Genomic DNA, 26,145 nt, shown 5'->3' with positions numbered 1-26,145 from the left:
TAGAAATTATTATTTTATACTTTTTTTCTGGGAGTTAAACATCTCCAAAATTTCTTTTGATGTTGTAGCATCTTCTGGTTTTTTATCCTCACGCCATCGTCCAGTGAATCTTGGAAATCTTATTGCCAGTCCAGCCTCTTTCTCGACTTTGCCATAGTCGCATGTGTGTATGGGTGAAACAGTTATCTCCGCACCTTTAACCTCCATCACCTGTTCGGGGTCAATCCAGAAGTCCGGGGTAAGCTTCGATTCGACTCTCGCTGGTTTGTCTTTTATAATCTTGTCTGCGAATTTTTTTGGAAGATTGAATAGTACGTCATCTGTAAACCCTGAACCAAGTTTGCATATGGTCTCGAACGAGTCATCCTCCTCATTGTAGGATGCTAGTAATAGGGCACCGTATGTCCCCTTCCTTCTGCCATGGCCCGTGAATGCGCCAACGACGACAAGATCGAGGGTATCATTGAACTCTGATTCATATTCCCTTTTCAGTTTGATCCATAGCCATCCTCTTGCGCCTGCACGGTAAACGGACTGATCTGATGTGTTCTTTGCGACCAAACCTTCACAACCGGAAGAAATGGCCTCATTGAAGAATGCAGTAACCTTCTTCTCATCTGAGCTAACTAGACGAGTTGCAAGTTTGAATTTGTCATCCTCTGTGAATAGGCCCTCAAGTATTTTCCTTCTCTCAGGATAGGGTACCTTGTGGAGCTGTTTTCCATTCAGGTAGATTATATCAAACAGGAAAACAACGATCGGCACCTCCTTCTCCATCTCTTCCAGATCGTGTTTTCTTCCCCTTCGCTGTGAAACCATCTGAAATGGGTACATCTCTCCAGTTTCACTGTTATAAGGTACCGATTCTCCATCAAGTATGCATGATTCACAGGAAAACGTCTCTTTTGCATTTCTAACGACATCCGGAAAATTCTTCGTGGTCTCCTCAGATCCTCTGGAATATATCCTCACTTCTCCCTTCCTTTTATGTATCTGCGTTCTGATGCCATCGTATTTGAATTCAAATGCTGAGTTTCCAGACATTTTTTCAATTATCTCGTGAACTCCTGGCAGCCTTTCGGCAAGCATAACTTTAGCGGGGACAAACAGTTCAGGGCCCATTGCACGTACTTTTTCTATTTCACCAGATCTGAGCAGTTCTGCTATAAGGCCAAGATCTGGGTGAAAATTATAAGCTTCATTGATTTCTTCTGCATGTTCTTTGTCCGCAAACGCTGAAATCAGTGCATCAAGGATTGTAGAGTCTGAAACTCCGAGTCTTAATTTTCCCGTTATTATGCGTGTTATGTACATCGCATCTTCTGGCGTGGAATTCAAGAGAAGATCCTCATATATTTTGAGTTTCTGTTCCACACTCCCTTTTCCTGATGTTCTGGAGAGGTTCATAAGCTGCTGATGAAGGTGCTTTACAGTCATTTCTTCACCGAAAAGGGCGTTCTGAGCTCTTGACGACATAATTTCTTTTGCCACGTTTCCAAGATCCCCCTCCTTAGCAAACTTCTCGTCAATAAAAGACTGTGGTTTTCCCGAGATCGCTGAAAGTCCCTTCGCAAGTTGCTTGTCTGCCATCCCAAGCTGTACGCCTTCATAATCAGGCGCAAGTTTTCCCTGGATTAGGTAAATGAGTTCTTTTAAATCATCCTCTGCCTCTTTTATTATATCAACAAGGATCGAGGTAAGTTCAAGTCTCTTACGCGTTTGTGACATTTCTGTGAATTTTTCTGAAACTTTTGAAAACTTCATCAATTGAAATTGAAGTGGTTATATTAAATATTGCCTGACAAGTGAATCGCTATGGCATTTAGGGCAATTTCAACGGGAGTGGTTTCCTGCATCCATAGACCGGAGTAAGTATATTTCACTGCGTAGCAATCTCGCTATTTCTGCGCTCTTTCCAGAACTCTCTCCGAACAGGTATTATGAGAAACGTGCAGAATATGCCTATGATCCCAATGGTTTCCCAGGATATCGGATAACCGTAATAATGAGAAAGTATCCCAAAGAAGAATGGCGTAGTTGATCCGATTATGTTCTGTATAAAATTCACTATAGAAAGCGAAAATGACACCATACCTCTGTCAGTTGTTCTCAGGACAATGAGCGAATAAAGCATGGAGAATCCATTGACAGTGAATATTCCAAGAAGTATCATGAGCGCAAGAAGGTAATAATAAGATCCGGAAAGCGGAATCATAGCTGTCATTACGGCGACTATGATAGAAACAATTAAGAAAGATATGAATTTCCTCTTCGTTTTCCCAAACACATATCCTCCGAGGATCCCTCCTACGAAGCCGATCAAGAGGAAGATACTCCCCAGAGAACTTGCCTCTGGGGAACCATAGTGCAGGTATTTTTCAGCGTAATAAACAAAAAGGTTCCCTATGATGGTCTCGGATAGGATTGCGGAGATAGCGACTATTGAAAATATCCATATCTCCCTGTTTTTGAAAACCTTCCATGCTCTCCTGCCTATATTCATGCTGGAGCTTAATGGATTCACCCCCCTTAGTACGAACCAGTTTTCTATTGCAACAGCAATAAGCAGAGCGCCAGCCATGATCAGAGGAGAACGCCACCCGTATGCGCTATCCAGAAAGGACCATCCTATTACGCCAATTCCACCGCCGAGGTTGAAGCTACCATTAAACAGACCAACGTGAAATGCATACTTTTCTTGCGGAACAATCTCGGAGACAAGGCCAAGCGCAGGGGAGAAAAAGAACGCAGACCCGAGTCCGGCGAAAAACCGCGAGGAAATAAGCTCTACGAGATTCTGGGATAAACCGGTAAATATCACAGCTGCCCCAAGTACCATTATCCCAAAAATTGCAGTATTGCGGTTTCCTATCTTGGAAGCCAGAAGCCCTCCAGCCATCTGAAAAACAGCAAGGCCAACATAGAAGGCTGTTGTCATCGCGCCGAGCTGTACAATTTCAATGTTGAAATCATGTGCAATGTAAGAGAGCCCCGGGGCTATGTTGAACCAGTTAAGGGCATAAAGGGCCCTTGACGCGTTTATGGATGATGTTTGAATCCGGTAATCCAAATCTATCGCTTATCCATTGGGAACTATTTATTTCATCTGTTTCAAAATTGAGTTAAATTGTTCAAATATCTGGGCACGCATCGACAATTCATTGATCATGTGTTCGAACGTCTCTATTTTTGACCTGTTCAAACAGCTCTTGAAGGTTCTATCTTTATAGAACACGTCCAGGAGAACGAGGGAATCAGGGTTCGATATAGCAGGGAATCTGGAATCCAGTTCGAACGGGTCGACGTTATTGCTGTCTGTTGAGTTTTTTAAGGCATAGGCAATCATTATCCTTATCTGATTCCATAGGAAACTCTTTCCTGCTATGTCAATGGCTAAAAACCTCCTCCCCTTGTGAAACTTGATGGAATTCACGGTCCTTATGGTGTTTCTTGTATCCCTTTTGCAAAAATATCTGAAGTCATGTGTACCAACAAACTCCAGCATGATCCTTTCGAAGTTTTCCTCGTTCCCAGAGATCATGCTTCTTGGAAGAATATATCTATAAGTCTTGAAATCACAATGCCTTGGATTCGTATCCTCTTCAGCTTCTGCCCAAGAGTGGAAAAGCATCCCATCAATCCTATGATTGAGGATGCCTAGAATTTTTTCCGGTTTTTCCTCTGCATCTATCTTGATAACATTGCCAAGAGCCGATACACCACGATCTGTTCTTGCAGCCGAACTCAGTTTATCTGAAATCCGCTGATCGATGAGCACTTTAAGGATCGTGTCCTCGATACTCAAACTCCCATTTCCTTTCTGGAAGCCGGTATAAAGCCATCCAATGTAACCAAATTTTATCAGGACGGAGGCCATAATTTACTAAACTCTATCTCTCTACCAAACTATATTACTCCGCCATCAACCGGTATCATGGCATCAGTTGTGACTCCGAATGTATCTTCGTCGAGAAGCGCGAGAAGAACATTTGCGACATGATCTGGCAGTACCTCTCTCCCCAAGAGATTCTGCGTTTTATATTGTTCCACAGTCTGTCCTTTTGCTTTTGCTCTGGCTTCAAGAACACCACCCTCCCAGATCTTTGATCCACGAAAGACCTTGTCTGGATTGATAATGTTCGCTCTGATACCATACTTTCCACCCTCCTTGGAAACGTAATGGGATATATAGGCAGCAAATGCTTTTGTTGTACCATATGAAAGCATTCCTGGGCCCGGATTTGTCAGGTTTTTGGACACATTGAAGACGATATTCCCGCCGTTACCTTGTGATTTCATGATCTTGAACGTCTCTCGAGTCATGAGAAATGTTCCCCTCGCATTCACCCTGTAATGGAGATCAAGTGTATCTGAAGTTATTTCCTCGATCGGCTCGCTCTTGAGTACTCCAGCATTGTTGAACAATACATCTACACCGCCAAATCTTTTCTTGATATATTCAAATGTTTCAATGATTTGATGCTCGTCTGATACATCGATTCTTCTTGGAACAACGAGGCCCCCTTTCTTTTTGTTTATCTCCTCGCTAACCTGATCCACGCTGCTGTCTAAGTCGCAGGCGATAACGATGCTTCCCTGTTCTGAAAGTTTCTCACATGCAACAAGCCCTATCCCGCTGGCTGCCCCTGTCACGATAGAAATCTTTCCTTCAAGCTTCTTTGGTTTCTTGATCTTCGCCTCTTCCAGGGACCAGTACTCCATATTGTATGCATCTTCTTTTTCCAGAAACTCATTCTTCGCTACATGACTCGCCATGGCGTCAACCTTAACGCTATGAACTATCTGATCCATAATAATGCCAGCCTCCTTGTCGTTTGATCCTGCGGTTATTATTCCGAAACCTCTGACGATTATAGCTGCGGGATATGGATCATGCATTTTATAGCCTTTGACATATTTCTTATACTCATCCTCGTAGTTTTTTCTGAAACTTTCTATGTCTCCAAGTATATTCTCTGGCTTTTCTGAATAAAGATAGGTGTACTTTGTGCGTATAAGCATATCAGGCGTTGCAACACCTACATTTTTCATTTCCTCTGCTTCGGAAGACAGTGCAATCTTCTTTCCGACACCCTCGCTGTCTATCCTTAGTACCTTGTGGTTCAATCTGGAGAGCGCGCCCCTGATCTGTGGCATCATACCATACACGGACGCTGCCTCAACGGCTTCAAATTTTTTCTGGAGAATATCGTCTGCTCCTTTTGACTTTAGAAATTTTTCAGCCTGGGAAACAACCGAAAGATGCTTTTCATAACATCGTTTTGGATCATCGGAGAACGTAAACAGTCCATGTTTTGATAGAATAATGCCGTTAATGTTCTCAGATAGCTTGTCAACTTTAGCATGGAGCGCTTTTGCAAGTGAAAATCCTGGTGGAATATATCCGACGACTATAGTATCTGGGAATATGGCCTCAATTTCTTTGGCTTTCAGGGTTGTGTTTGTTATCGAAAGAATGGCGTCGGCATGAGAATGCATGACAAACTTGAAAGGCAGAAAGGCATGAAGAAACGATTCAACGCTCGGAGAAGGTTCCGAGGGATCGATCATGCTCTTTTTCATGTACGATATCATTTCCAGATCGGACATAGATTGGATACGCGATGCTGAAAGCATATCATCAAGTCGTAACCCGGTGAATCCCTTCTCGCTTATATCCGCTAGATTAGATCCGCTTCCCTTAACTCTCAGAGCGTCTATTAATTTACCCGTATGATCAAGCTCTTTGTGCTTTATGGAAGTATTTCCACCACCATGCAGGACAAGATCCGGGTTTCTGCCAAGTTCTCTTGAATAGGAAATCAGGTCCTGCATTTCACCATTGTCGACACTGTATCTGTTATCAGGCATGCCTTTGCATAGTTTTGATTAATAAAGAGTTTATGGGTTCTGCAAGATGTGAATATACGGTCTTCCAGGCCAACCTATATGTTTGTCCTCAAATGGGTCACTTTCGCCCAGATCAATATCACAGTTGAATGTGTGCTTCAGATATTCAAGGTTGTTTGCAATGACCTCCATCTCGTTCCTGATGTTGAATTTCATGTTCTTTCTGTTCTTCATGAATTCCGGGATAAACCGTTTCATTCTAGGATCTATGTGATCTTTATTGCCCTCATCTATAGTCTCAGCCATCTTTCTTACTTCCGCATCGCATGTCCTGATCGTTATCATTTTTGGGTCCAGACCTGTGGCTTTTATGATCTGCTTTACATCGTCTATGAGATCCATCACGTATTCTTCTGATGCAATGATATCCTGGTCTGGAGCCGGAACTTCCTTCGGATCAAGCTTTGATGTGCTTGCAAACCCATCGTAGCCACTCTTCTCCCATAATTCTTCGCATGTGTGTGGAATCACCGGAGTTAGAAGTGTTAGCCAAATCTTCTTCACTCTGTTAAGGCATTCTGAAACATTTCCATAGCGTGCCTCAACATGCTTTAGATCGGACAATACCTCGTAGAAGATTGAAATGTAGGCGTCTCTTATACTGAACTGTTCCATCTTTTTGAAGTACTCGTGGACATTCATATAGAATTTTGACACAAACCAGTCTTCTATATACTGGTTTTTTTCATATTCTCTGGTGTCCGTGAAAAGGTCAACGAAGGCGTTGTATTTCTTTGTTAGCGTCGATATCTCGCTTTCGTTCCAGTCTGACGTGGACGATATGTCAGCATTCATGGCCACGAAGAGTCTGTAAATATCTGCCGAATACTCGTTTATAGTTTTTAGGAGAGTTATGACATTACCCTTGCTCTTTGAAATCTTTGACCCGCCAGAAGTGACCAACCCAGAAATTACAAGTGCTTTTGGCTGTTTATCAATGCCAAAAAGAGCAGCGTGATTCATAACATAGAAAGAAAGATGGTTACTGAGATGAGGGTACGCTGTTACCCTAAGATCAACACCGTACCAGTAATCCATCTGTCCCCTCGCTTCTTTAACGAGTTCCGAATTATGTTTATCTGTGTTTTCGGCACGTTCCGGCTTCCCGTTGAAGTATATGAAATCGAGAGTACCCTCGTCGATCCTCTTTCCATTTCTTTCGAAGACCTCTTTCACAAGAAAAGAATTAGTATAGACTGCAGGATATATTGTAGAGTCCGAAAGCGACTCTATGACCCATTCAGGATCGAAGGGTAACTTTGTTCCAAGTCCTCTCCTTCTTGCGCATGGGCGTTCCCGGAGCCACTCTATCGCCGCCTTCATTGCGTCCTTGTAATACTGGGGATAAAATTGCATTTCATCCACCACATTCAGCGACTTGTCCTTCCACCACCTGACTGAATAATCAATAAACCACTGATTGTGCATCACGGCCACGATAACCTTTGATCCGCCTCTGGTCTTGGCTTTCCTAGAGCATTCATAAACAATGAAACCAAGATCCTCTGAGAAGAGATCGGATTTTATCTTTTCCCTTGCTTCCTGTACGGAAAGGCCGCTGTATTTCTCATTCCTATCGTTCATGGCGCCGTTGTAGAATTCTTCCTTGTACAGTACCTGAGTAGCCTCTGATATTTTGTCCCTTTCGCTTATGGACGATATTTTTCCAGAGGTGACGAGGCTTTCAACGCTCGTTTTGGGCTTCGTCTCTATTACCTTGATGGGATCGATGTCTATTTTTTGCTCTTTCATTGCAACGTAATCCCACACTGCATGTCCTGGAACTGAATACACTACACCTGTGCCATTATCCGGATCCACGAATGCGGACGTGTAGACACCAACCTTCCTGTGCTGGAACGGCAACTTATACTGGTGGCTAACGATTTCAGGTACAGGTACATCCGATATGTATTCTACTTTGCTGTTCTGCAGCCTCAGCTTCTCATAGGATTCTGAGGAGACAACAATTTTTTTATCGTTAAATTTTAACAGAACGTATCTTGAATCAGGAGAAATCCACAGGTTTGTTATTCCAAATATTGTTTCAGGCCTCAAGCTTGCAGCGACTAAGGAATACTTTTCCCCCGTGAAGAAAACGCCAGTGAACTCCTCAATAGTTACCTTATTTATGTCTCCGTCCTGTATATCATCTTCTCCCACTGCGTTCTGGTCCTCTATACTGTAGAGTATAGGATAGTCCCCCTGCTTTATGAGTCCGAGCTCCTTCAATTTAAGAAATTGTATTTTAACAAACTCCTGATAAAATGGATCAGCAGAAGTGAATCTCCTCCGCCAATCAATAGAGTAACCGAGTTCCGTAAAGTCCTTTACGATTCTCTCTGAGAAATATTCGGCAATCTTCCTTGGATCTTTGAATTCCTCAATTCTTCTATCAATTTCCGTTTCTTCTTCATAGCCGGAAAGGTAGTCTCTGTACTGTTGTACGGTATCAGGGTCGTTATTTCTTAAACGCTCAGAAAACGCAAGAATAGGGGTCCCGCTCTGGTGAAATGCCATAGGAAAGAGAACGTTGTAATTCCTGATCCTCTTGTACCTTGCGATTATGTCGGCAATAGTGTAGGTTCTCCCGTGCCCTACATGAAGGGCTCCGTTAGTATATGGCCACGGTACCGTTATGAAATATTTTTCTCTGGAATGATCTATATCGGGCTCAAATATGCGTGATTTTTGCCATCTTTCTTGCCATTTTTTTTCTGTCTCATGATCCATGTTAATCTCCCATAATCATAACTGCTGCGGCAATAACCGTTGTCCACTCTCCAGGATTCAGGACCACAGCAGTCGAGCAAATGTTTTTCGTTGTCAAAATTTTATCCTTCAGAACGTATTCCTCTTTTTCCTGATTCCATTTCAGTTCAGACGCCTGGCCCATCGTGCTTGCAAGCATTTCTGCCGCAAGTTTTTCAGCAAAGAAGCCAGCTACTTTCTCTGTCTCCCCAAAGCTATGATGCTCACTCAGATAACCCCACTTGCTCCTATCCGTGGGGATGGCGTAACCGATGGCGGCAGATATCATCCTGTTGAGTTCATTTGAGGAATTTCGAGCAAGAACCGTAAATAATATTTGACCGGGCGAAAGCAGCTTGAGACCCTCATCCCTAGTCACAGTTTCGGCGAAGGGCGGAAAAATAGAGCTTATTCCAACTATATTGTATGGTGCGATCCCGCCATCTCGCAAAGCCTCCTCAAAAGATCTGAGTTCGCTCTGCCCCCTTCCAGTTCCTCGCGTAAAAAATACCTTCTTTGCAACAAGTGAAGACATACTCAGCGAAATGCTTTCACATTAAATAAATTCACGTTATGCTATCTTAGAAATTAAAAATTCACAGAACGAAACGTGGAGAACTCGAATTGATCAGCGAAAATGAATCTAATATCAATCTCTAATGTTATGGGAGAACGCGAACAAATAACAGGAGTTAACTCGTAAGAAGCCGTCGATCAGTGAACCGTATTCTCTTATGGAATTCGGCTTTGTTGGAAAAATAACCCTGTTTAGATGTCATAAATAATTTCTCCATAACCTTTCTCCGGAGAAAGGACAAAGTCATAATATGTTGGGGATTTGAGCAGATAGCGATAATTAAATTTTGGTCCAACTTTATAACCGGTAAGGGTTATTCTGGCTTGACCTGGAAATATTTCAGGAATATTTTCGGCATGATTTAATATTATTCGCTCTGTATCAAAGAAATATACCACTTTAGCCAGGATCTGTATCATAAGGTCCTCAGGTGTTTTGAACCGGAGCCGGACAGTTTTCTTAATTGGCATCGAATATGCATCGCGATCACCAATGAGATAAGCCGTTCCTTTCATCGCACTATTCAGAAGCGCCTTAAAACTATGCCCAAAGAAACGCAGGCCGACATCCGAAACATGATCTAAAACTTCAAATTTCAATAAAAAGGAAATTGGATTGTAATAAATAAAAAGTTAGGTTCAATTATCGGGTCTCTGAGATGATATGACCGGAATTGGTTCATCCAGGTTAAGACCTATCTCATCCTCTGATAATTTTCTTCCTATGCTGTTTTCGTAGAAAGCGAGAATTCTTCTCTTGTCTTCCTTCGAGTATTCCCTGAAGTACTTCTCTTTCTTGAGGATCTTTCCTGTCCTTTCTTCATACATTTTCGCTGGGATAGAATACTTCCTCTGAGTAGCATCTCTGTAAAGTTCAGGAATTACGTTAAACGCACAGAAGGGAACGACCCTGCCATCTGGCATCGCGTAGTGTATGTCGCATCTTTCTACTCTGTCAACATCGTATGTATATGGGTCCATAAAGTGCATGAAACCAATGAACATAGATTTATAATGGAAAGCTTTCAGTCCGTGGTAATCGCCTTCGGTGAAGGCGTTGTATATCATGTCCTTCAGCTTGAAATCCTTTGGTGCCTTTTCCTTGTCTACGAACTTTCCAATCTTCATAAGCAACTTTGGAACCGTCACTGCCTTTGTAAGAGATTTAAAGTTAGACACTTTAATTTCATCAGCCAGTTCGCCTATATACTCGAACATTCCTCTAACATCGATAAACCTTGTTATAGGTACGATCTTTTCATCGTCCTGGAACAGGTAAGTTCCCATCCCGCACGCAAAGTGTATTGAGAGTTTATAGGTTTCCTTGCCCTTCAGTTGTTCGACGAAGTTTGAAACCTTCGCAGTAGAAGGAACAGTAAAGAAGTCTTCCCTACCTATTAGCCCATCAGTTTGTTGCTCTATCTTCTTTATGCAGCCGGGAATTGTTACTCTCTGCTTTTCCCTCATTCTGTCTGGCATCCTGCCAACCAGACTGACTGGCTGGAAGTTAACTGCTCTGACAACATCTATGTTTGATAGACCGAATCTTATAATATCTCCCAGATACTGGTCGTTTATCCCACCGATCACTGTAGGAACAAGGACAACACCCAACGGTGCCTTCTTGTAATTCTCAAGTGCCGCAGGTACTTCCCAGAAGTTCTTAGGATTAGACCTTGGTGTAGGCCCGTCGAAACTCGTATAAATGACATTTGAACCCGCTTCTCTGACTTTTTTTGGGAAATCAGGATCGAAAGCTGCACGTATACTGTTAGTGTTCAACTGAATATGTTCATATCCTTCTTCTCTTGCAATCTTGATAACATCTATAATGTCATCACGGATCGTTGGCTCGCCACCTGTGATCTGAACTGCATTTGCCCCGACAGGTTTCTCGTTCCTCATTCTTCTGAGCATCATCCTTATCTGGTCCTGACTTGGTTCATAGATCGGCTCGTTTTCCTTCGCATAGAAGAAACAGTACCAACACGATAGATCGCACCTGTTCGTTACAACAATATTTCCGAGGCCGGTGTGAGATTTATGCTTAACGCAAAGACCACAGTGTGTTGGGCAAATTATCTTTGACTCATAGAATGCAACATGGGGATTAAGAATCTTTACTCCTGGGTCAAGCCACTTCTTTGCTTCTTCGTACATCTCATAGTCTTCCCAGTACTTCTCTTTTGTAACTCCATGTTCAGCGCACTCTTTTATTAGTTTGACTTCCCCGCCATTTTCGTACACAATAGCAGGAATCCTCATCTGATCAAATTTCTCGTCATCAACACAGATAGGACAAAGGCTTTCTGTGACCCTTATTATCATCATATCTGGCGTTATCAAATGCCCCATGGCATTTACAAATTCGTCTACCGTTTTAAAAGGAGCATTCTTACTGATCTCGAAATCACTCGCGAAACGGATTTCGGCATACTTGTTCCTTTCTTCTTCAAGTATCATCTAACTCAGTCACCTTAAAACCTATAGAATCATAATTGTTAAAAGAGTTTTGTAGTTATATGAGCTAATTGTCTTTCATTTTATATAGCGCCAACTGCTACAAACTATATTATTTCATCCATTAATATTTGCACGGAGCTCTGTTTTTACTGATTTTTGATAACATCCTCTTTATCATTTAATGGAGGATGCGGAAAATTACCGTATCCCTGAAATGCGTTACACTGGAAACGTGTGAAATTACCGCATTACGTAACTAGTCGACAATATGACGACTTAATTAGTGAATATAGCTAATTTCATGCCTCAAGCATTATTTGGTATTTTTGGAGGTGAATTTATGTGACTTATTGAGGACAGGCCCATGCTTAGATATGAACACTCTATAAGCGTTCTTAAGAGTTAACGAAGAAGCTGACCGGTTAGACAATTGTGACCTCCTCTCCCAGCTTTCGCAGGGAGCTTCCCACTTCAAAGGTTACTGGCGAAATCTCCATGGGCTTGAATTCCCCTCGGCCCGAAGGTACTCTGTTCTTCATGCTAAGCCATCTGACTTTACGGACGCAGGCACACATGAAGCAATATGCTGTCCGACCTCCTTCACTTCCATCTGCCAGCGGACAGTACTATCTGTTGGTAGAACAAATAAACTTTCACTCGCTTTCATCCCCTATCTTGCGGAAGGAGAATTCTCGCTCGCAAATGTTAAAAATTTTTGGATTCAGTAAAAGATGTGATGAAGTGTTTGAGAACTTTTTAATATCATATCTGTCAATTATATTTTTGTACCCACGGAATACGGTCAGTTCCTCAAACATTCCTTTACTACCTGTGTGATCAAATAAGCATGGAAAACTTAATAGTGATTTCTGAGTTTAACCCCTTGAGCGGGCGTGGTGTAGCCTGGTAACACGCGAGCTTGCCAAGCTCGTGCCTCGGGTCCAAATCCCGGCGCCCGCATATTAACTTTAGAGGGCTATATAATTTAAACTAGTGATTTGGGGAGATGAAAAATGTTTCCAGATAAGGTGATAAGATCCAACAGAAAAACGGTTTCTCTCCAAATTAATGAAAATGCAGAACTGGTCGTAAGAGTACCAGCTCAGCTAAGCACTGAAAGCATTCTTCGGATAGTCGAACAGAATAGCAACTGGATTGCCAGAAACAGGAGAACAATGCTATCTAAAATTTCCGAGTCGCAGCACAAAAATTTTACCGAAAACGAGGAATTTCTATATTTAGGGAAGAGTCTTAAGCTAAAAAATTCAAGAAAATTGAATGATCAATTGCACATAGAAGAGGATCACTTTATCATAGGCACAAAGGTTCTTGATCGAAAAAAGGTATTCATTGAATGGTACAGAAACGCCGCCTTTTTGAAGCTTTCAGAAAGAACAGAAATCATTGCCAGGAACACAGGATTAAAATATTCTGCAATAAAGATTACATCCGCTCAAAAGAGATGGGGATCTTGTTCTAAAAATGGAAATATTAATTACACCTGGCGGCTAGTAATGGCACCGATACCAATAATAGACTATGTTGTACTTCATGAACTGGCACACACGGTAGTAAGAAATCACTCCAGCAGGTTCTGGAACATTGTTAAGAAGAACATGCCGGATTATTCGGTCAGGCAAAAATGGTTGAGAGACAATGTATTCAGTTTAAGAATCTAATTATTTCATAAATTTGACTTAAATTGTAAATTACGCTGCATTTGTCTTATAATTTGCGGAAATACTTTCAGATTTGAATATTTAAGAGGAAATGGCAGTTAACATTGATTTTACTTATCTACACCCCATTGTTTCATTAGGGCTGTTTCAATTCCAAGCATGTTCAGTGCTCTTCCTACAGTAAGATCTACCATCTCATTTATATTCTTAATTTTAAAATAAAAAGGTGGCATCGGAGGCATAATAATACCTCCGGCTTCTGCCACGCTGACCATGTTTTTCAGGTGAATGATATTGAAAGGTGTTTCCCTTACCATAACAATTAATGGTCTTTTCTCTTTTAAGCTTACCATGGCTGTTCTGGAAACTAGATTCTGTTCATATCCATTGGCAATGGCGGAGAGCGTTTTCATCGAGCAAGGTGCAATTATTGTTCCATCCGTAATGAACGAGCCGCTCGCTATTGGCGCTTGAAAATCATTCTCATCGTAAACATGAGTTGCCAGTGCGGAGACGTCGGCGTAATCAAGGTTGGTTTCTAGTTTCAGTGTTGTTTCCGCATCTTTCGTTATAATCAAATAACTTTCTATACTGCTCAGATCTTTAACAGCAAGTAGAAGTCTGTAACCATAAATTGCACCGGTTGCACCTGTTATGCATATTACTATTCTCATGTAATGGAGTAGTACAGTCATACGAATATTCTTTTTGCTTAATAATTTAAATCCAGCCCTAAAATATAAAACTAACGGAATATTCAGATTCAGATCGTTATTGGAAGCGCTACTGTGAGTATAATCGCCAGTAGAAAAGTGAAGCCAATGAATGAATTGGGCCTGAAAAACGAGGTCCGAACCGAATTCAAATCGGATGGGTTTATGATAAAGTGTTGATATACTACCAGGAAAGTTATGATTACAAGCGCAGCCATGTACCAGGCAGTTGGGTAATAGAATATCAAAGCGTAGAAAGAGATCAGCGTAATCGCGTGAAAAATGTCGGATATCTGCAAACCCCTCTGCACGCCGTATTTTGTCATAACGGTCTTTAGTCCATTAATTTTATCATATTCAATATCTGGGAGAACGTATATCATGTCAAATCCGGCAATCCAGAAAGATGTAGCGACGAAAATAAGGTAAATTGGGGGATTCAGGGGAAAGGACGGAATTACAGAAAGGTAGCCTGCGAGTACTCCTATTCCAATAGCCGATCCCATGTATAGGTGTCGCCATACAGTGTACCGCTTAAGTAGCGGGTCTGAAAGGAACAGAAAAATGACCACAGGCGAGAGAAGCAAAACGAAGGTGTTGAGCAGATATGATGAAAGCTCAAAAATAAAAATAAAAAAGGCCGTTAAATAAACGGCGTTTCTTAACTTAATCTTCCCGGATACGAGAGCCCAATCCTTTTTTCTTGGGTTTGTGCGATCATACTTCAGGCCAAGTATCCTGTTAAGAGACATAGCTGCTGACCTTGCTGAGACGGCAGCGATCAATATAAGCAATATTTTCACCGGGTAAATATGAGTTCCGGCCGCAATTACGTAGCCGGTGAAGATAAACGGAATATCGAAAACGGTGTGCTCAAGTTTTATGTAATCAATGATATCGCTGAATTTCATTTGCTAATCTACTTATCCATTAACCTGTCTTTTAGCAATTTTTTCATTCTGTCCTCAAGATCTTTCGGCATTTCAAGAACATCAGGCCACCTCCTTGTGTAGCCTTCCGATGCACCTTTGCGCGTAGCATCGATACCCAGCTTTGAGCCATAATTGAAGATTCTAGAAGCATGATCTAGGCTATCAGTTACAGTACCGGGTATAATTGTTACATCCCTCTCCGGATCGATCCTTGTTGTCATTGCCCATATTACTTCCTTTCTATCATGTATGTTTATATCATTGTCAACAACCACGATAATCTTGGAGAACATTAGCTGTCCAAGGCTCCAGAGGCCAAACATGACCTTTTTCGCGTGTCCGGGATACATCTTCCTTATTGAAACAATTACCATGTTGTGAAAAACTGCCTCCTCCATAGTGTTTATGTCAACGATCTCCGGCATTACCATCTGTATAAATGGAAGGAACATCCTCTCAACTGTTTTTCCGATTACAACATCTTCATGCCATAATTTTCCCACGATTGTGGTCGCATATATTCTGTCCTTTCTCTCTACGATTTTCCTGACATGGAACACAGGAAATTCCTCCTCTAGTGAGTAATAGCCGGTATGATCTCCGAATGGCCCCTCTACTCTGGTCTCAGAGGGGTCGACATAGCCTTCAAGCACAATTTCAAAATTTCTGGGATATTCCAAATCGACAGTTTTCCCCTTAACTAGTTCAGATCTCTTCTTTGAGATGAGACCACGAAACATGAACTCATCTATTCCGCTTGGTAGAGGCGCGACAGCAGAAAATATCGTTAGAGGATCACTGCCTATTACTACTGCCACGTCCATAATTTCTTTCCGCCATTTTTCTTTTATATAATCCTCTGAACCACCCTTATGAATATGCCAGTGCATACCTGTAGTCTCAGAATCGTAGACCTGCATGCGATACATGCCCATGTTCCTGTTTCCTGTTTCAGGATCCTTTGTGATGACAAGCGGAAGAGTAATAAACTTCCCCCCGTCCTGTGGCCAGGTCTTGCAAATAGGGTACCGAAATAGATCGACTTTTTCCAGTTCGATCCTATCATTTGGAAGGGTATTCGAAATCTTGGGGCGAAGACCGCCAAGTTCCTTCATCATTTCTAGTCCTTTTCCAATGAATGAGCTTTTCTCTGGAGGTGGTTTGACAAGGTTCGTTATTCTCGAGCCAAGGGTATTAGGATCTTCTCCCAAGACATATCCCATTTTTTCGTGTGTTGAAAAGAGGTTACCAACAGCACTTACGCTGCTTCCCTTAATATTGCTAAACAATATAGTTCGTCCCCGCCCTACGCGTTCCTCTTCACTAAGAATATAAGTAAGTTCGAGGTCTGTATCGACGGAGTCATCGATTCTAACTAGATCTTTCTTATTCGACAGAAATGATATATAATCGTGCAAGTCTTCGAAAGACATGGATATGTATCGGGATTACCTTTTTGAACCTTCTTCATTTGGCATGGACCCCTGAAACCGAAAGTACTCCCTTAATCTGGTGCAAGAAAGTTTCTGGATCTGGATTCTGGCGCATAAGCAGTTTAATTGTACATTAACACCAATCTGTGGAGAATCTCGATGTTCCTATGTTCTTCTTTTGATGCGAGAACATGATCGGCCCTATCATTCTCTCGTCTGCGGAAATCCGATTTTGAGTTTTTTCTTCTGACGCATTTCTCGGGAATAGGATTAGACCTCCCATGAATCTCATAATTGTGTCATTCCAACCATTTGGACCCAGTATTATGAAATTATTACCGGGAATGCTGAATATACCTTTTTTTGCCAAAATCATTAAGGATGCTCTGATCGGAACAGTATCTGTCAGATTTCCATGGCATGTCCATGGTTTTCCTCTTCGTAGAGGATGTTATACCTGTTTGTGATCTTTTCCCTGTGCGGTTCATTCTGGCATAGTTTTTCTCAAACATGTGCCGACAGATGCAAAAAATTAAGCATCATAATCAACAAGGTTATTACCTCACATTTGATCAACTTATGGTTTAAATGACGAAGCAGGTCCATATTTGGGAAATAACATGCTCTTCGTGCGGCGAGAAGTTCCTACATGAGTTTAGGGCAAGTGACATACTGCGTCCACATCTTTTTGCAAGCCTTTATTTCAAGTGTCCTAAATGTGGAAAAGGTACATTTGATCATGTTGCAATAATAGGGAAAATGCCCATAGAAGAATGGGAAGAAAAACATCCTGATAGGAGTATTCACGGTTTGCCGGAATATAGTGAATGAACTAGGTTGGATAAACTCACTATAGTCCAAAAAAAGTTGAACCATAGTTCTTAAATCCAGTTTATATTAAAAAAGATTGTATTTTTTTTATCCGATTAACTTTTCGTCGACGGTTTCTATGCTCAGTGGTTTTCCGGAATAATCGACGTAAACATTCTTTAGTTTTACATATTCTTCTATTCCATACTTGCTTCCTTCGCCAGCCTGCCCGGTAAGCCTGAATCCGGTGTGGTATCCTTGCGAAGATTCCGGTCCCGGCATATTTACGTAAAGTTCCCCAAACCTTATTCTCTCGGCTGCAGTGAATATTAAATTTGGATTCGAAGTGAAGAGATAGGAAGCAAGCCCGTATTTTGAATCGTTCGCTTTTGTATACATATCCTCCTCATCCTCAACCTCCATTGCGCCAAGGACCGGGCCGAAAACCTCTTCTTGGAATAGGTTAGACTTCTGCGTAACATCTTCTATGATTGTAGGTTCATAGAAATAACCGTTTGCAAGATCTCCCTTAAGGTTCGGGACTTTTCCACCGTAAGCTATCTTCGCGCCTGAATCAATAGCATCGGATACAAACTTCTCAGTTGTCTGAAGTGCACTCTTGTTTATTAGAGGTCCCATTCTCGCGGACATAGGGTCACCAACCGTTATTTGAGAAGTTGCTTTCACGAACATATCCATGAATTTTTTGTACACACTGGAATGAACGTACAGACGTTCTGCAGCAATACAAGACTGGCCTGAGTTCCAGAACTTTGCCCAGAGTAGTGTTCTGAGTGCGTTTTTCAGATCAGCATCCTTCCAGACCATGAACGGCGCCTTTCCACCAAGCTCAAGAACCAATTTCGACATGTTGTTGGAAGCATTCTTCATTATTCTCTGGCCCGTAGAGGTCGAACCGGTCATCGTTATTAGATTGACTTTCTTGTGAGCGACGATGTAATCACCTATAACTGATCCTTTGCCTGTGACAAAATTGAGAACCCCCTTGGGCAAACCAGCTTCGGTAAACTTTCTAACAATCCACTCAGCACTGAAGGGCGTATCGCTGCTAGGTTTCATAACAACGGAATTGCCGGTCATCAATGCAGGGGCCAATTTCCTTGCCACCATTGCTGCTGGGAAATTCCATGGTGTCAATGCTACAACAACCCCTACAGGAACTTTATACTGAAGGATCTTTCGCGTCGATGTATCTCCTTCTACCAAGTCACCTGTGATTTTCCTTGCGAATTCAGCATAATATTGAATCTGATCTATAACACCATCAACTTCTTCCTTCGTTTCCAGTTTGATCTTACCATTCTCCTTCATAAGGAGGGCTTCAAGTTCTTTCCTGTTCTGTTCAATAAGCTCCTTTGCTCTGTATATTATTTTTGAGCGTCCCACGGAACCCAGAGAAAACCAACTCTCGAAGCTTTCATCTGCAGCATCTATCGCCCTATCAACATCGTCTTTCGTTGCAGAGGGGAACGTGCCAATGACTTTACCATCAACCGGGCTTATCTTCTCTAAAGTTTCTCCACTGCTTGAATCTATCCATTCGCCATCTATAAAATTCTTCATAAAACTTAATCGACACATCCGATAAAACTTTTTAGCAGGATTCAAGAAATTATATCCGGATCTCCAATTGTGTTAACATCTCTCTTGTTTATGAAAAGAGAGAAAATAAGTGAAAGGAGTACTGATGCGAATATCGCAACTGAAAAAAGATCAACAGATAGGATACCCGCGTTGAATGCAACAGTTGCTATAATGATCCCCACAGCCCCTCTTCCACCAAAAATGCCTGCAGCGGTCCTACCCTTGATATTTCTAAATACCCTACGCCCAAGATAAAGATCTAGCGCACCCCCTATGATGCCGGTGGTGGCTATAAGAATTATTAGGATAGCAACGTAATGCATCGATGGTATAACTGCAGATAAGCCGTCAATGCTGAAGAATATAGGTATGAAGAAGCTGTCGTCCAATCGTGTCAGTGTTCTGGTAAGTATGCCTTGCAGCGATTTTCCAACAACAACGTCACTGATAAGAAGACCTGCGAAAAATGCGCCAAGAACATAAGTTATACCTATAAATTCAAAAAGACTCGATATAACAAGACCGCCTAGAATAATTGCACCAAATATGATCTTCTCTCCTCGGTCAGCAGCGTGCAATCTTCTGAAAATGTTTGCAACTCTTTCTGAATTTGCTCTTATGAAATGGTCAAGCAGAAAGAGGAGGACAAGAAAAACAACAAGGGCCAATACCACGAGATAAATATTCTTTCCAATGTATATCGACGCAATTACAAATGCGGTTACGTCCGTAATGACAACACTGGCAATAATTATGTTTCCATCATCCACTTTCAACAATCCCAGCCTGTTCGTTATAACAGAAATTATAGAGATTGACGGAACGCCTATTGCAACTGAAAGTATTGTCGCAGTCTCCTCCTTGAGTTGGAGCAGGAAAATCGAGATCAAGATCATGGCAATTACAGGGATCACGAAACTTGTCATGGAAAAAAGTACACCCGTCTTGTAGTGTTTTCTTAGTGATTCCGTTGTAAGCTCTATTCCGATGAGCAAAACGATGAAAAAGAGGGCTATCTCGGAGAACCCGGAAAGTATTGGACCCGGTTTTATAAAATTCAATACAGCCGGGCCGAGGATCACTCCTGCAAGGATCTCCCCCACGATCGACGGTAGACCAAATTTTTCAAACAGCTCACCAAATATGAGAGCAAACAACAGGAGCAGAAATATTGCTAAGATTATGTCCATACCTACTTTGTATGAGCAACAACTGCCTTATAATATTTTTTATACAAACAACCACCAGTATATGTATGTGGTCGACCAGATCAGGCATTCTTGTCCAGTTCAACGCCGAGATAATACCCTTGCCTCAAATATATCTTTAAACAAACTCAACTTACCCCTACAGTGAAGGAGCTAAAATTCCTGCTACCTTATGTGGTATTTACTGCCCTGAGCTATTATTTTGCCAAGAATGGGCTTCTCTTCTCATCTCCTCTGGTGTACATGGGTTTAAGGTTCTTGATAGGGGGCGTTATTCTCCTTGCTATCTCACGAAAGCTTGTTTTTAGTAGAGATATAATCATATTTTCCCTTCTAACTGCGTCGAGTACTATCCTATGGGCATATGGCCTCACTATAGTTTCTCCATCAGAGTCGGCGGTTCTTAGTTATTCCATGCCACTCTTTTCTCTCCCGATAGCGTTTATACTGATCAGGGAAAAGCCAACTCATCTAGAGATCATAGGTACTGTGACTGGTTTTTTCGGCGTTATTATTTACAGTTTGCCGCTCTTGGGTGGTTTCGATCTTGCAGGCATACTATTGACTGTGGGCAATGCGGTATTCTGGGCATCATATACCGTAATGTATAGGAAGATGAAGTCCCAGGACCCCATAGCACTGAACGCCTCTCAATTCCTTATAGGAGCAGTTATCATGCTTGCTTTGAGCCCTCTGGACTTTAGGCTTGTCCCAACAGGAGACTTCGTAATAGACCTTCTCTGGCTCTCCACTCTTGGAGGCGTCGTAACCTTCCTTATGTGGAACTACATGATTAGAATAAGCAAAGTGAATCGAATCACGGTTCTTTCTTTCAGCGTTCCTGCCCTTACCATGGTTATTGGGGTGTTCGTCACAAAATCCTTACCGGAGCTACTTTCAATAATAGGTGTAATAATAATGTTCATCGGCATATTTATGTCGAGATTCAAAAGAGGAATCAGTTTCGTTAAGCCTTTTTACAACAACAATAAACCATAGTAGAATTTGGGTAATATATTAGGGGAACGGCGTAAATAATCGATTGTACTATGATAACATGTACTTGGAGGTTGTTGTTATGCAGTTCAAATACACTGATGATGAAATCTCTGAAATGCTTAAAAATCCGTATTTTACATCTCACACAGATTTTAAATTTGATCCTCGCATATTCAATTACTGGCTTGAAGATCTATCGACTGGAAACCCTTATCCAGAAATTGATTTCAAGTATCACAGATATCTTTTGATCTATCCGTTTGGCTTTGAAGACAGGAGCGAGTTTTACGTCAACGATATAAGAAACCCGTATTTTTCTGTCCCGCTTGAAACCTTCTTTGATCTGGATGCCAAGGGTGAGCTTCCAATAGAACGAACAAGAAGCCAGCGGATGAAAACAAACCTTAAAATTGTTCTGGCAATTCTATCTCTATTCGCCCTTGTCGGTTTTACAATCGCAGAATTTCTGATATATTAGCCGGTGCCCGTAACACTTTAAAGTTCAAGGGTGTCCTGTAGTGTTTCATCCTTTGGATATAGGAGATCACCCTGACCCGTTGCGTCCAAATAGTCAGATAACGTGTAAATTGGTTTAATTTTTCCTTTTGAAATAAGTCTATGAACCGATGCAAAATTGAAACAAAGTTTGCATTTTGTTGGAAAATTCTCATGAAGCAAACACATTCCTTCTTCGTGAAAAATGCATTTACTTTCTATTGATTGTTCAGGCATTGATATATCTCCATTTTTATCAGTTTTTGCTGTAGTGGCATCCTATCGCGAGAAATGTTGCGACTTCCTGTTTCAGATATTATTGCAAAGACCTCCCTGAAGTTTAATTTTCACCGGGCCGAGAGTTTTTTCCTCTCTCGATCAAGTAGACTCAATTCAGGCATGCAGACACATATGAGGCATCAGGCAATCTTAGCATTTTCGTTCTTTATCCTACACACCGGAATATTATCTCCGGTTGACATATAGGGTTTTCGATCAATTTCACCATAACAAATGAATTTTCGTTCGCGAATGTTAAATAAACAAAGCATACACTTTAACCACCGACTAATCCAAGTGTGGCATTGCAAAATTCAAAACCAGTGTTGAATTTAGATACTCACCCGCTTTCCAGAAAGCAGGAGTCTGCTCGTTCCAAATTCGGTGAAATCCCTTAAAGAATCCATGCCAAAAACCGGTCCGCTTTTGCAAATCTGTATACCATTTACGGAGCAGGAATCACAAACCCCTATAGCGCATTTCATTGGCCTTTCAAGAGAAAATTCTGCCGCAATGTTCTTTGGTCTAATGTAATCGTATATCCCCTTCATCATTTTTTCTGGGCCGCACACATATATGTTTTCAAACTTTTCCACGTCGAGTGTTCTTAGCGCATCGAGTGCATTTCCCTTGATTCCGAAGGATCCGTCATCCGTAGTCGCTGTGACCTTGGATTTTTCAAACTTGTCAAGGAAAAATAAATCCTCCATAGATCGCGCAGAAATAATGCCATGGGCATTTTTTGATATTAATGGAGCAAGGCTTGCAATTCCAGATCCACCTCCAATTAATAGGTAATCGCCTCCTATCGGCTTAGTGAAACTATTGCCATAAGGACCGCGGAAAAATATTCTCTCACCGGCATTAAGTGCAACTATCGGTGCGCTCATATCCCCGTAATTCTTTATAGTTATACCCTTCGGATCTCCGGTGTGCGAAAATGAAATTGGTATCTCTCCCTTTCCAGGCGCCCAAACCATGGCAAACTGTCCAGCGTATACGCGTCTGTCAAAGGAGAATTTTAGAGTAACTGTGTTCTTTGCTACCGTCTCCTTGCTCAATATAACTGAAAAATTCAAGACAAAGCAACTCCTGTCATTGCACTTATGGTTTCAAATCCTTCATGATTCATGAATTCCTCAAGTCCCCTAGAAAGCTCTTTAAAAATACCTATGCCTTTTTTATGGATCGCAGTTCCTACCTGGAGAGCGGATGCACCAGCCATAATATATTCTACTGCATCCTCTGCAGTTTCTATTCCTCCAACACCAACTATCTGTTGCCCTGTCTCCTTCTTGACTTCATACACATATCTTACACCTATGTTCTTTATCGCCTGGCCAGATAAGCCTCCGTATGTATTGCTTAATACGGGCTTCCTTGCGTATATATCTATGGACATTGCTCTTACAGTGTTGATCATCACTAAGGCATCCGATCTTTCTGCAGCTTTGGCTATGGAAATAATGTCAGTGACATTGGGTGAAAGCTTAGAAAAGATAGGTATCTTTGTCTTTAACTTAAGTTCCTTAATAATCTCCTCAACAAGATCCGGGTCAGAGCCTATTTCAGACCCAAAGCCTTTCACATGGGGGCAGGATAAGTTCAGTTCAATTGCATTTACTCCATAGTTCTCCATTTTAAGGGCAAGATTCACAAATTCTTCCGGAGTGGAACCGAATATACTTCCAATAACTGGCCCTTTTCCTTTAAGTGCAATCTTTATCTCTTCACCGAAGTTGTCAATTCCAGGGTTTGCAAGCCCAACCGCATTAATAAGGCCATAAGGTAGTTCGGCAATAACCGGGGTGGAATAACCGGCCCTTTCATCCGTGCCTATGGATTTGGTAACAACAGCGGACGCACCATTTTCCAGTATTCTTTTCATGGTGTAGCCGTTTTCGTCAAGTATACCAGAAGCAAGCATGAATGGATTTTCCAAAGAAATTGAGCCTACGTTGGTTCTAATAGACGGCATAATAATTCAGAGAGAAATGTCCTGCACCTTAAAGCAATTTTCTGATCTTTTTAGCCAAGAGATATATGGAGAAATATAAATCTGTTCAATTGCAAAAACATTATGATTCTTAACTATTCTTATTGTTTGAAAACAACTATTAGTTCATATTCTATTAGTGTTCCATGTCGACGGAAAATGATGAATACTGCAATTTTGAAGAAATGCGAGGCCTTCTATCTTTGAATGGAAAAAGGGCGCTTGTAATTGGCTCAGGTTCTGGAATCGGTCTCGGGATAACGTATGGCGTTCTCGCTAACGGTGGAACGGTAATGGCAGCGGACATAAATGAAAAGGCCCTTGAAAAATTAAGATTGAGTGTAGAGGAAAAAGAGGGAACTATTTACACGGAAATGTGTGATCTGACCTCTGTCAACAGCGTCAGAAACCTCTATTCTGCAGCAATTGAGAAGCTAGGAAAAATAGACGTAGTTTACGTAGTCGCGGGCATCGATCCAGTTCAAAGAATAGAGAATTTCAGTTATGAAACTTTTGACAGAACTATTGAATTGAATTTTAAGGGTGCCTTCATCGCCTTAAAGGAGATCGCCGTAAGGATCGGGAAGGAATTCAACGGAGGAAGCATTGTGCTCATAGCATCCTCTTTGACCCAGAGAACCGAAATAGGTCAGGGAGTTTATTCGGCAACCAAGGGAGCTGTAATACAGTTAGCCAGGGCATTTTCTGCTGAAATGGGAAAATATAACCTCAGAGTTAACGTGATCGCTCCTGGGATTGTTGAAACACCTATGACCGAGGGGCTCAGAAAGGACAGGAAAAGCTATTTAGAGTGTGCCTCTAAATCTCCTCTGAATCGCTGGGCACGTGTGAAAGATGTTGTGGGACCAGCATTATTTCTCGCCACAGAAGGCGCAGCATTTCTCAACGCTTCGGTAATATTTGTTGACGGAGGTGCCAGCTTCATAGACGATAGATTTATCCCGGAGATATGACCCTGTATCGGCATAGTTTGTTTCACTGGAATCTTCTGGTAAATATTGCCCACGGCTATGACAAGAGATCGAGGAGGTCTTTAAGTTCTTCTGGCTTATTGACGATGTAATCCGGATGATACATCTCAAGTGTTTCGCGGTCTCCAGAACCCCAGGTGGTACCAATGGCAACTACTTCTGCCTGGTGAGCAGCGATAATATCGTACGGCTGGTCACCAACAAAAACAGCTTCCCTTGAATGAACGCCCAGTTTATGTAGCGCAAGTTTAATAGGCTCAGGATCAGGCTTCTGGAATTCTGTGTCTTCCTGCCCAATGAAGAAATCCATATAGCCATCCAGAGCTGTATTTTTGAGGAGTATATCCGCGTCTTTCCTCTTACTTGATGTTACCACCGCAAGTCTGTAGTTTTTTACTAGGTCAGAGATAAGATTTTTCACTCCCGGGTATGAACTTATCAGACGAACTCTTTCATGAAAAAAAGATTTACTCAGTTCATAGATTTTGTTACCAGTATCCGGATACCATTCAGACAGTACCTTGCTTACCGGTCTTCCAATCAGCTTGGCGTTTTCCTCCGGAGTAAGGCCTCGTCCGAGAACAGTCCTGAAGGCATAATCCGTGGAAGCAGATGATATGGCTTCGCTATCGAGAAGGGTGCCGTCCATGTCAAATATCATTGCTTTTATCAACAAAATTCAATCACCCATTGCAACATTGGTAATTTACATTTTCTTCAGAAATACGCCACGATTAAAGAGAACCTGCTTTTAACTTCAATATCTCTTATATGATCGTATTGGAAATGGATGTGAACGTAGAAAGTGGATGGGTTTACCTTCCAAATTGACCCATGAAGGTGACTCGCTTAATGGTTTTATCTTCGATGATCTTTTCTAGGTCGGAACGCGTCATTCCCGGTGGAAGTTTCTCGGTCACTAAGGTCGCATAGAGGAAAAAGAAATACCTGTGTTTGCTCCTTCTTGGGGGGCATGGTCCATTATACCCAATTTTTCCAAAACTATTTTTCCCCTGCGTAAATCCTTGCGGAGTCTCCTCAGTTTTCGGAATATTTTCCGGAATCTCTTTGACAGTGGAGGGAATATTATACATCACCCAATGGATAAATGTTCCTCCTGGGGCATCCGGGTCTTCGACAGTTAGTATGTACGATTTTGTTGACGCTGGTTCTTCCTCCCATTTAATCTGCGGAGATAGATCTTCGCCCTCGCAGGTAAACTTCTTATCAATGTCTGCGCCATACTTGAAAGCAGGTATGTCTATCTTAAAAGTCATAACGTATAATTGCAATCCCTAAAAAAA

General features: G+C 41.7%; 22 protein-coding genes and 1 tRNA gene. 6 read left to right on the top strand and 17 right to left on the bottom strand.

All coding sequences use genetic code 11. The features are described from left to right. Nucleotides 1–9: 9 nt before the first annotated feature. The 8 genes from LVQ96_04870 to LVQ96_04835 form a co-directional block, all read right to left on the bottom strand. Complete coding sequence (locus tag LVQ96_04870) at nt 10–1,764, bottom strand: ATP-dependent DNA ligase (GenBank protein MCW6170486.1); 1,755 nt, start codon at nt 1,762–1,764, stop codon at nt 10–12. 115 nt (nt 1,765–1,879) lie between these two features. Further along, on the bottom strand, nt 1,880–3,070 hold the full coding sequence (locus LVQ96_04865; protein ID MCW6170485.1) for an MFS transporter: 1,191 nt from the start codon (nt 3,068–3,070) through the stop codon (nt 1,880–1,882). A 27-nt stretch (nt 3,071–3,097) separates the two neighbouring features. Next, nucleotides 3,098–3,877 carry a hypothetical protein gene (locus LVQ96_04860; protein MCW6170484.1) on the bottom strand — a complete coding sequence of 260 codons (780 nt, stop codon included), beginning with the start codon at nt 3,875–3,877 and terminating at the stop codon, nt 3,098–3,100. A 29-nt stretch (nt 3,878–3,906) separates the two neighbouring features. After that, nucleotides 3,907–5,871, bottom strand: coding sequence for an SDR family NAD(P)-dependent oxidoreductase (locus LVQ96_04855; GenBank protein ID MCW6170483.1), 1,965 nt, complete (start codon nt 5,869–5,871; stop codon nt 3,907–3,909). A 30-nt stretch (nt 5,872–5,901) separates the two neighbouring features. Further along, nucleotides 5,902–8,643: a leucine--tRNA ligase gene (gene leuS / locus LVQ96_04850; GenBank protein ID MCW6170482.1), complete on the bottom strand. Its 2,742-nt coding sequence runs from the start codon at nt 8,641–8,643 to the stop codon at nt 5,902–5,904. A gap of 1 nt (nt 8,644) precedes the next feature. Further along, a complete protein-coding gene (locus tag LVQ96_04845) occupies nt 8,645–9,196 on the bottom strand; it encodes an arginine decarboxylase, pyruvoyl-dependent (protein MCW6170481.1) in 552 nt (183 codons plus the stop codon). Between the two features lie 233 nt (nt 9,197–9,429). Next, the gene (locus LVQ96_04840) at nt 9,430–9,837 is read right to left on the bottom strand and encodes an archease (GenBank protein ID MCW6170480.1); all 408 of its coding nucleotides are present in this window, start codon (nt 9,835–9,837) and stop codon (nt 9,430–9,432) included. A 39-nt stretch (nt 9,838–9,876) separates the two neighbouring features. Then, the gene (locus LVQ96_04835) at nt 9,877–11,700 is read right to left on the bottom strand and encodes a radical SAM protein (GenBank protein MCW6170479.1); all 1,824 of its coding nucleotides are present in this window, start codon (nt 11,698–11,700) and stop codon (nt 9,877–9,879) included. Between the two features lie 887 nt (nt 11,701–12,587). Between LVQ96_04835 and LVQ96_04830 the strand changes: the two genes are divergently transcribed. Continuing rightward, a tRNA-Gly gene (locus LVQ96_04830) sits at nt 12,588–12,660 on the top strand. 53 nt (nt 12,661–12,713) lie between these two features. After that, on the top strand, nt 12,714–13,379 hold the full coding sequence (locus tag LVQ96_04825) for a M48 family metallopeptidase (GenBank protein MCW6170478.1): 666 nt from the start codon (nt 12,714–12,716) through the stop codon (nt 13,377–13,379). A gap of 110 nt (nt 13,380–13,489) precedes the next feature. Here the strand turns inward: LVQ96_04825 and LVQ96_04820 are convergent, their stop codons facing one another. From LVQ96_04820 to LVQ96_04810, 3 genes are all read right to left on the bottom strand, one after another. Further along, nucleotides 13,490–14,053 (bottom strand): UbiX family flavin prenyltransferase, encoded by a 564-nt coding sequence (locus tag LVQ96_04820; protein MCW6170477.1) that lies wholly within the window; start codon nt 14,051–14,053, stop codon nt 13,490–13,492. Between the two features lie 89 nt (nt 14,054–14,142). Continuing rightward, on the bottom strand, nt 14,143–15,003 hold the full coding sequence (gene ubiA / locus LVQ96_04815) for a putative 4-hydroxybenzoate polyprenyltransferase (protein MCW6170476.1): 861 nt from the start codon (nt 15,001–15,003) through the stop codon (nt 14,143–14,145). Nucleotides 15,004–15,011: 8 nt separating this feature from the next. After that, nucleotides 15,012–16,457 carry a menaquinone biosynthesis decarboxylase gene (locus LVQ96_04810; GenBank protein ID MCW6170475.1) on the bottom strand — a complete coding sequence of 482 codons (1,446 nt, stop codon included), beginning with the start codon at nt 16,455–16,457 and terminating at the stop codon, nt 15,012–15,014. Nucleotides 16,458–17,045: 588 nt separating this feature from the next. On the opposite strand from LVQ96_04810, the gene LVQ96_04805 reads away from it, so the two are divergent. After that, nucleotides 17,046–17,288 (top strand): hypothetical protein, encoded by a 243-nt coding sequence (locus LVQ96_04805; protein ID MCW6170474.1) that lies wholly within the window; start codon nt 17,046–17,048, stop codon nt 17,286–17,288. An 87-nt stretch (nt 17,289–17,375) separates the two neighbouring features. On the opposite strand, the gene LVQ96_04800 is transcribed toward LVQ96_04805, so the two are convergent. Beyond that, nucleotides 17,376–18,851 (bottom strand): aldehyde dehydrogenase family protein, encoded by a 1,476-nt coding sequence (locus LVQ96_04800; GenBank protein MCW6170473.1) that lies wholly within the window; start codon nt 18,849–18,851, stop codon nt 17,376–17,378. A 41-nt stretch (nt 18,852–18,892) separates the two neighbouring features. Beyond that, nucleotides 18,893–20,062 carry a cation:proton antiporter gene (locus LVQ96_04795; protein ID MCW6170472.1) on the bottom strand — a complete coding sequence of 390 codons (1,170 nt, stop codon included), beginning with the start codon at nt 20,060–20,062 and terminating at the stop codon, nt 18,893–18,895. 162 nt (nt 20,063–20,224) lie between these two features. Between LVQ96_04795 and LVQ96_04790 the strand changes: the two genes are divergently transcribed. Both LVQ96_04790 and LVQ96_04785 read left to right on the top strand, forming a co-directional pair. Beyond that, complete coding sequence (locus LVQ96_04790) at nt 20,225–21,079, top strand: DMT family transporter (GenBank protein MCW6170471.1); 855 nt, start codon at nt 20,225–20,227, stop codon at nt 21,077–21,079. Nucleotides 21,080–21,158: 79 nt separating this feature from the next. Continuing rightward, a complete protein-coding gene (locus LVQ96_04785; protein ID MCW6170470.1) occupies nt 21,159–21,557 on the top strand; it encodes a hypothetical protein in 399 nt (132 codons plus the stop codon). Nucleotides 21,558–22,185: 628 nt separating this feature from the next. Here LVQ96_04785 and LVQ96_04780 read toward each other — a convergent pair. After that, complete coding sequence (locus LVQ96_04780) at nt 22,186–22,932, bottom strand: dihydroorotate dehydrogenase electron transfer subunit (GenBank protein MCW6170469.1); 747 nt, start codon at nt 22,930–22,932, stop codon at nt 22,186–22,188. Further along, on the bottom strand, nt 22,929–23,831 hold the full coding sequence (locus tag LVQ96_04775; GenBank protein MCW6170468.1) for a dihydroorotate dehydrogenase: 903 nt from the start codon (nt 23,829–23,831) through the stop codon (nt 22,929–22,931). Before LVQ96_04775 ends, LVQ96_04780 begins: the two co-directional genes overlap by 4 nt. A 164-nt stretch (nt 23,832–23,995) precedes the next feature. Between LVQ96_04775 and LVQ96_04770 the strand changes: the two genes are divergently transcribed. Next, entirely contained in the window at nt 23,996–24,823 is an 828-nt protein-coding gene (locus tag LVQ96_04770; GenBank protein ID MCW6170467.1) for an SDR family oxidoreductase, read from the top strand. A gap of 55 nt (nt 24,824–24,878) precedes the next feature. Here LVQ96_04770 and LVQ96_04765 read toward each other — a convergent pair whose 3' ends face one another. Continuing rightward, nucleotides 24,879–25,517 (bottom strand): HAD-IA family hydrolase, encoded by a 639-nt coding sequence (locus LVQ96_04765; GenBank protein ID MCW6170466.1) that lies wholly within the window; start codon nt 25,515–25,517, stop codon nt 24,879–24,881. A 139-nt stretch (nt 25,518–25,656) separates the two neighbouring features. Next, the gene (locus LVQ96_04760; GenBank protein MCW6170465.1) at nt 25,657–26,118 is read right to left on the bottom strand and encodes a YbhB/YbcL family Raf kinase inhibitor-like protein; all 462 of its coding nucleotides are present in this window, start codon (nt 26,116–26,118) and stop codon (nt 25,657–25,659) included. Nucleotides 26,119–26,145: the final 27 nt, after the last annotated feature.

Source organism: Thermoplasmatales archaeon (assembly GCA_026127925.1).
Classification (GTDB): domain Archaea; phylum Thermoplasmatota; class Thermoplasmata; order Thermoplasmatales; family Thermoplasmataceae; genus JAKAYB01.
The sequence above is the reverse complement of the archived record's forward strand: the minus strand, read 5'-3'. Positions and strand labels throughout refer to the sequence as shown.

Coding starts and splice junctions, on each gene's coding strand:
- LVQ96_04770 (MCW6170467.1), top strand. CDS start 23,996: ATGTCGACGGAAAATGATGAATACTGCAATTTTGAAGAAATGCGAGGC.
- LVQ96_04800 (MCW6170473.1), bottom strand. CDS start 18,851: ATGAAGAATTTTATAGATGGCGAATGGATAGATTCAAGCAGTGGAGAA.
- LVQ96_04835 (MCW6170479.1), bottom strand. CDS start 11,700: ATGATACTTGAAGAAGAAAGGAACAAGTATGCCGAAATCCGTTTCGCG.
- LVQ96_04870 (MCW6170486.1), bottom strand. CDS start 1,764: ATGAAGTTTTCAAAAGTTTCAGAAAAATTCACAGAAATGTCACAAACG.
- LVQ96_04805 (MCW6170474.1), top strand. CDS start 17,046: ATGACGAAGCAGGTCCATATTTGGGAAATAACATGCTCTTCGTGCGGC.
- LVQ96_04855 (MCW6170483.1), bottom strand. CDS start 5,871: ATGCCTGATAACAGATACAGTGTCGACAATGGTGAAATGCAGGACCTG.
- ubiA (MCW6170476.1), bottom strand. CDS start 15,003: ATGAAATTCAGCGATATCATTGATTACATAAAACTTGAGCACACCGTT.
- LVQ96_04825 (MCW6170478.1), top strand. CDS start 12,714: ATGTTTCCAGATAAGGTGATAAGATCCAACAGAAAAACGGTTTCTCTC.
- LVQ96_04775 (MCW6170468.1), bottom strand. CDS start 23,831: ATGCCGTCTATTAGAACCAACGTAGGCTCAATTTCTTTGGAAAATCCA.
- LVQ96_04785 (MCW6170470.1), top strand. CDS start 21,159: ATGCAGTTCAAATACACTGATGATGAAATCTCTGAAATGCTTAAAAAT.
- LVQ96_04795 (MCW6170472.1), bottom strand. CDS start 20,062: ATGGACATAATCTTAGCAATATTTCTGCTCCTGTTGTTTGCTCTCATA.
- LVQ96_04820 (MCW6170477.1), bottom strand. CDS start 14,053: ATGAGAATAGTAATATGCATAACAGGTGCAACCGGTGCAATTTATGGT.
- LVQ96_04860 (MCW6170484.1), bottom strand. CDS start 3,877: ATGGCCTCCGTCCTGATAAAATTTGGTTACATTGGATGGCTTTATACC.
- LVQ96_04810 (MCW6170475.1), bottom strand. CDS start 16,457: ATGTCTTTCGAAGACTTGCACGATTATATATCATTTCTGTCGAATAAG.
- leuS (MCW6170482.1), bottom strand. CDS start 8,643: ATGGATCATGAGACAGAAAAAAAATGGCAAGAAAGATGGCAAAAATCA.
- LVQ96_04845 (MCW6170481.1), bottom strand. CDS start 9,196: ATGTCTTCACTTGTTGCAAAGAAGGTATTTTTTACGCGAGGAACTGGA.
- LVQ96_04760 (MCW6170465.1), bottom strand. CDS start 26,118: ATGACTTTTAAGATAGACATACCTGCTTTCAAGTATGGCGCAGACATT.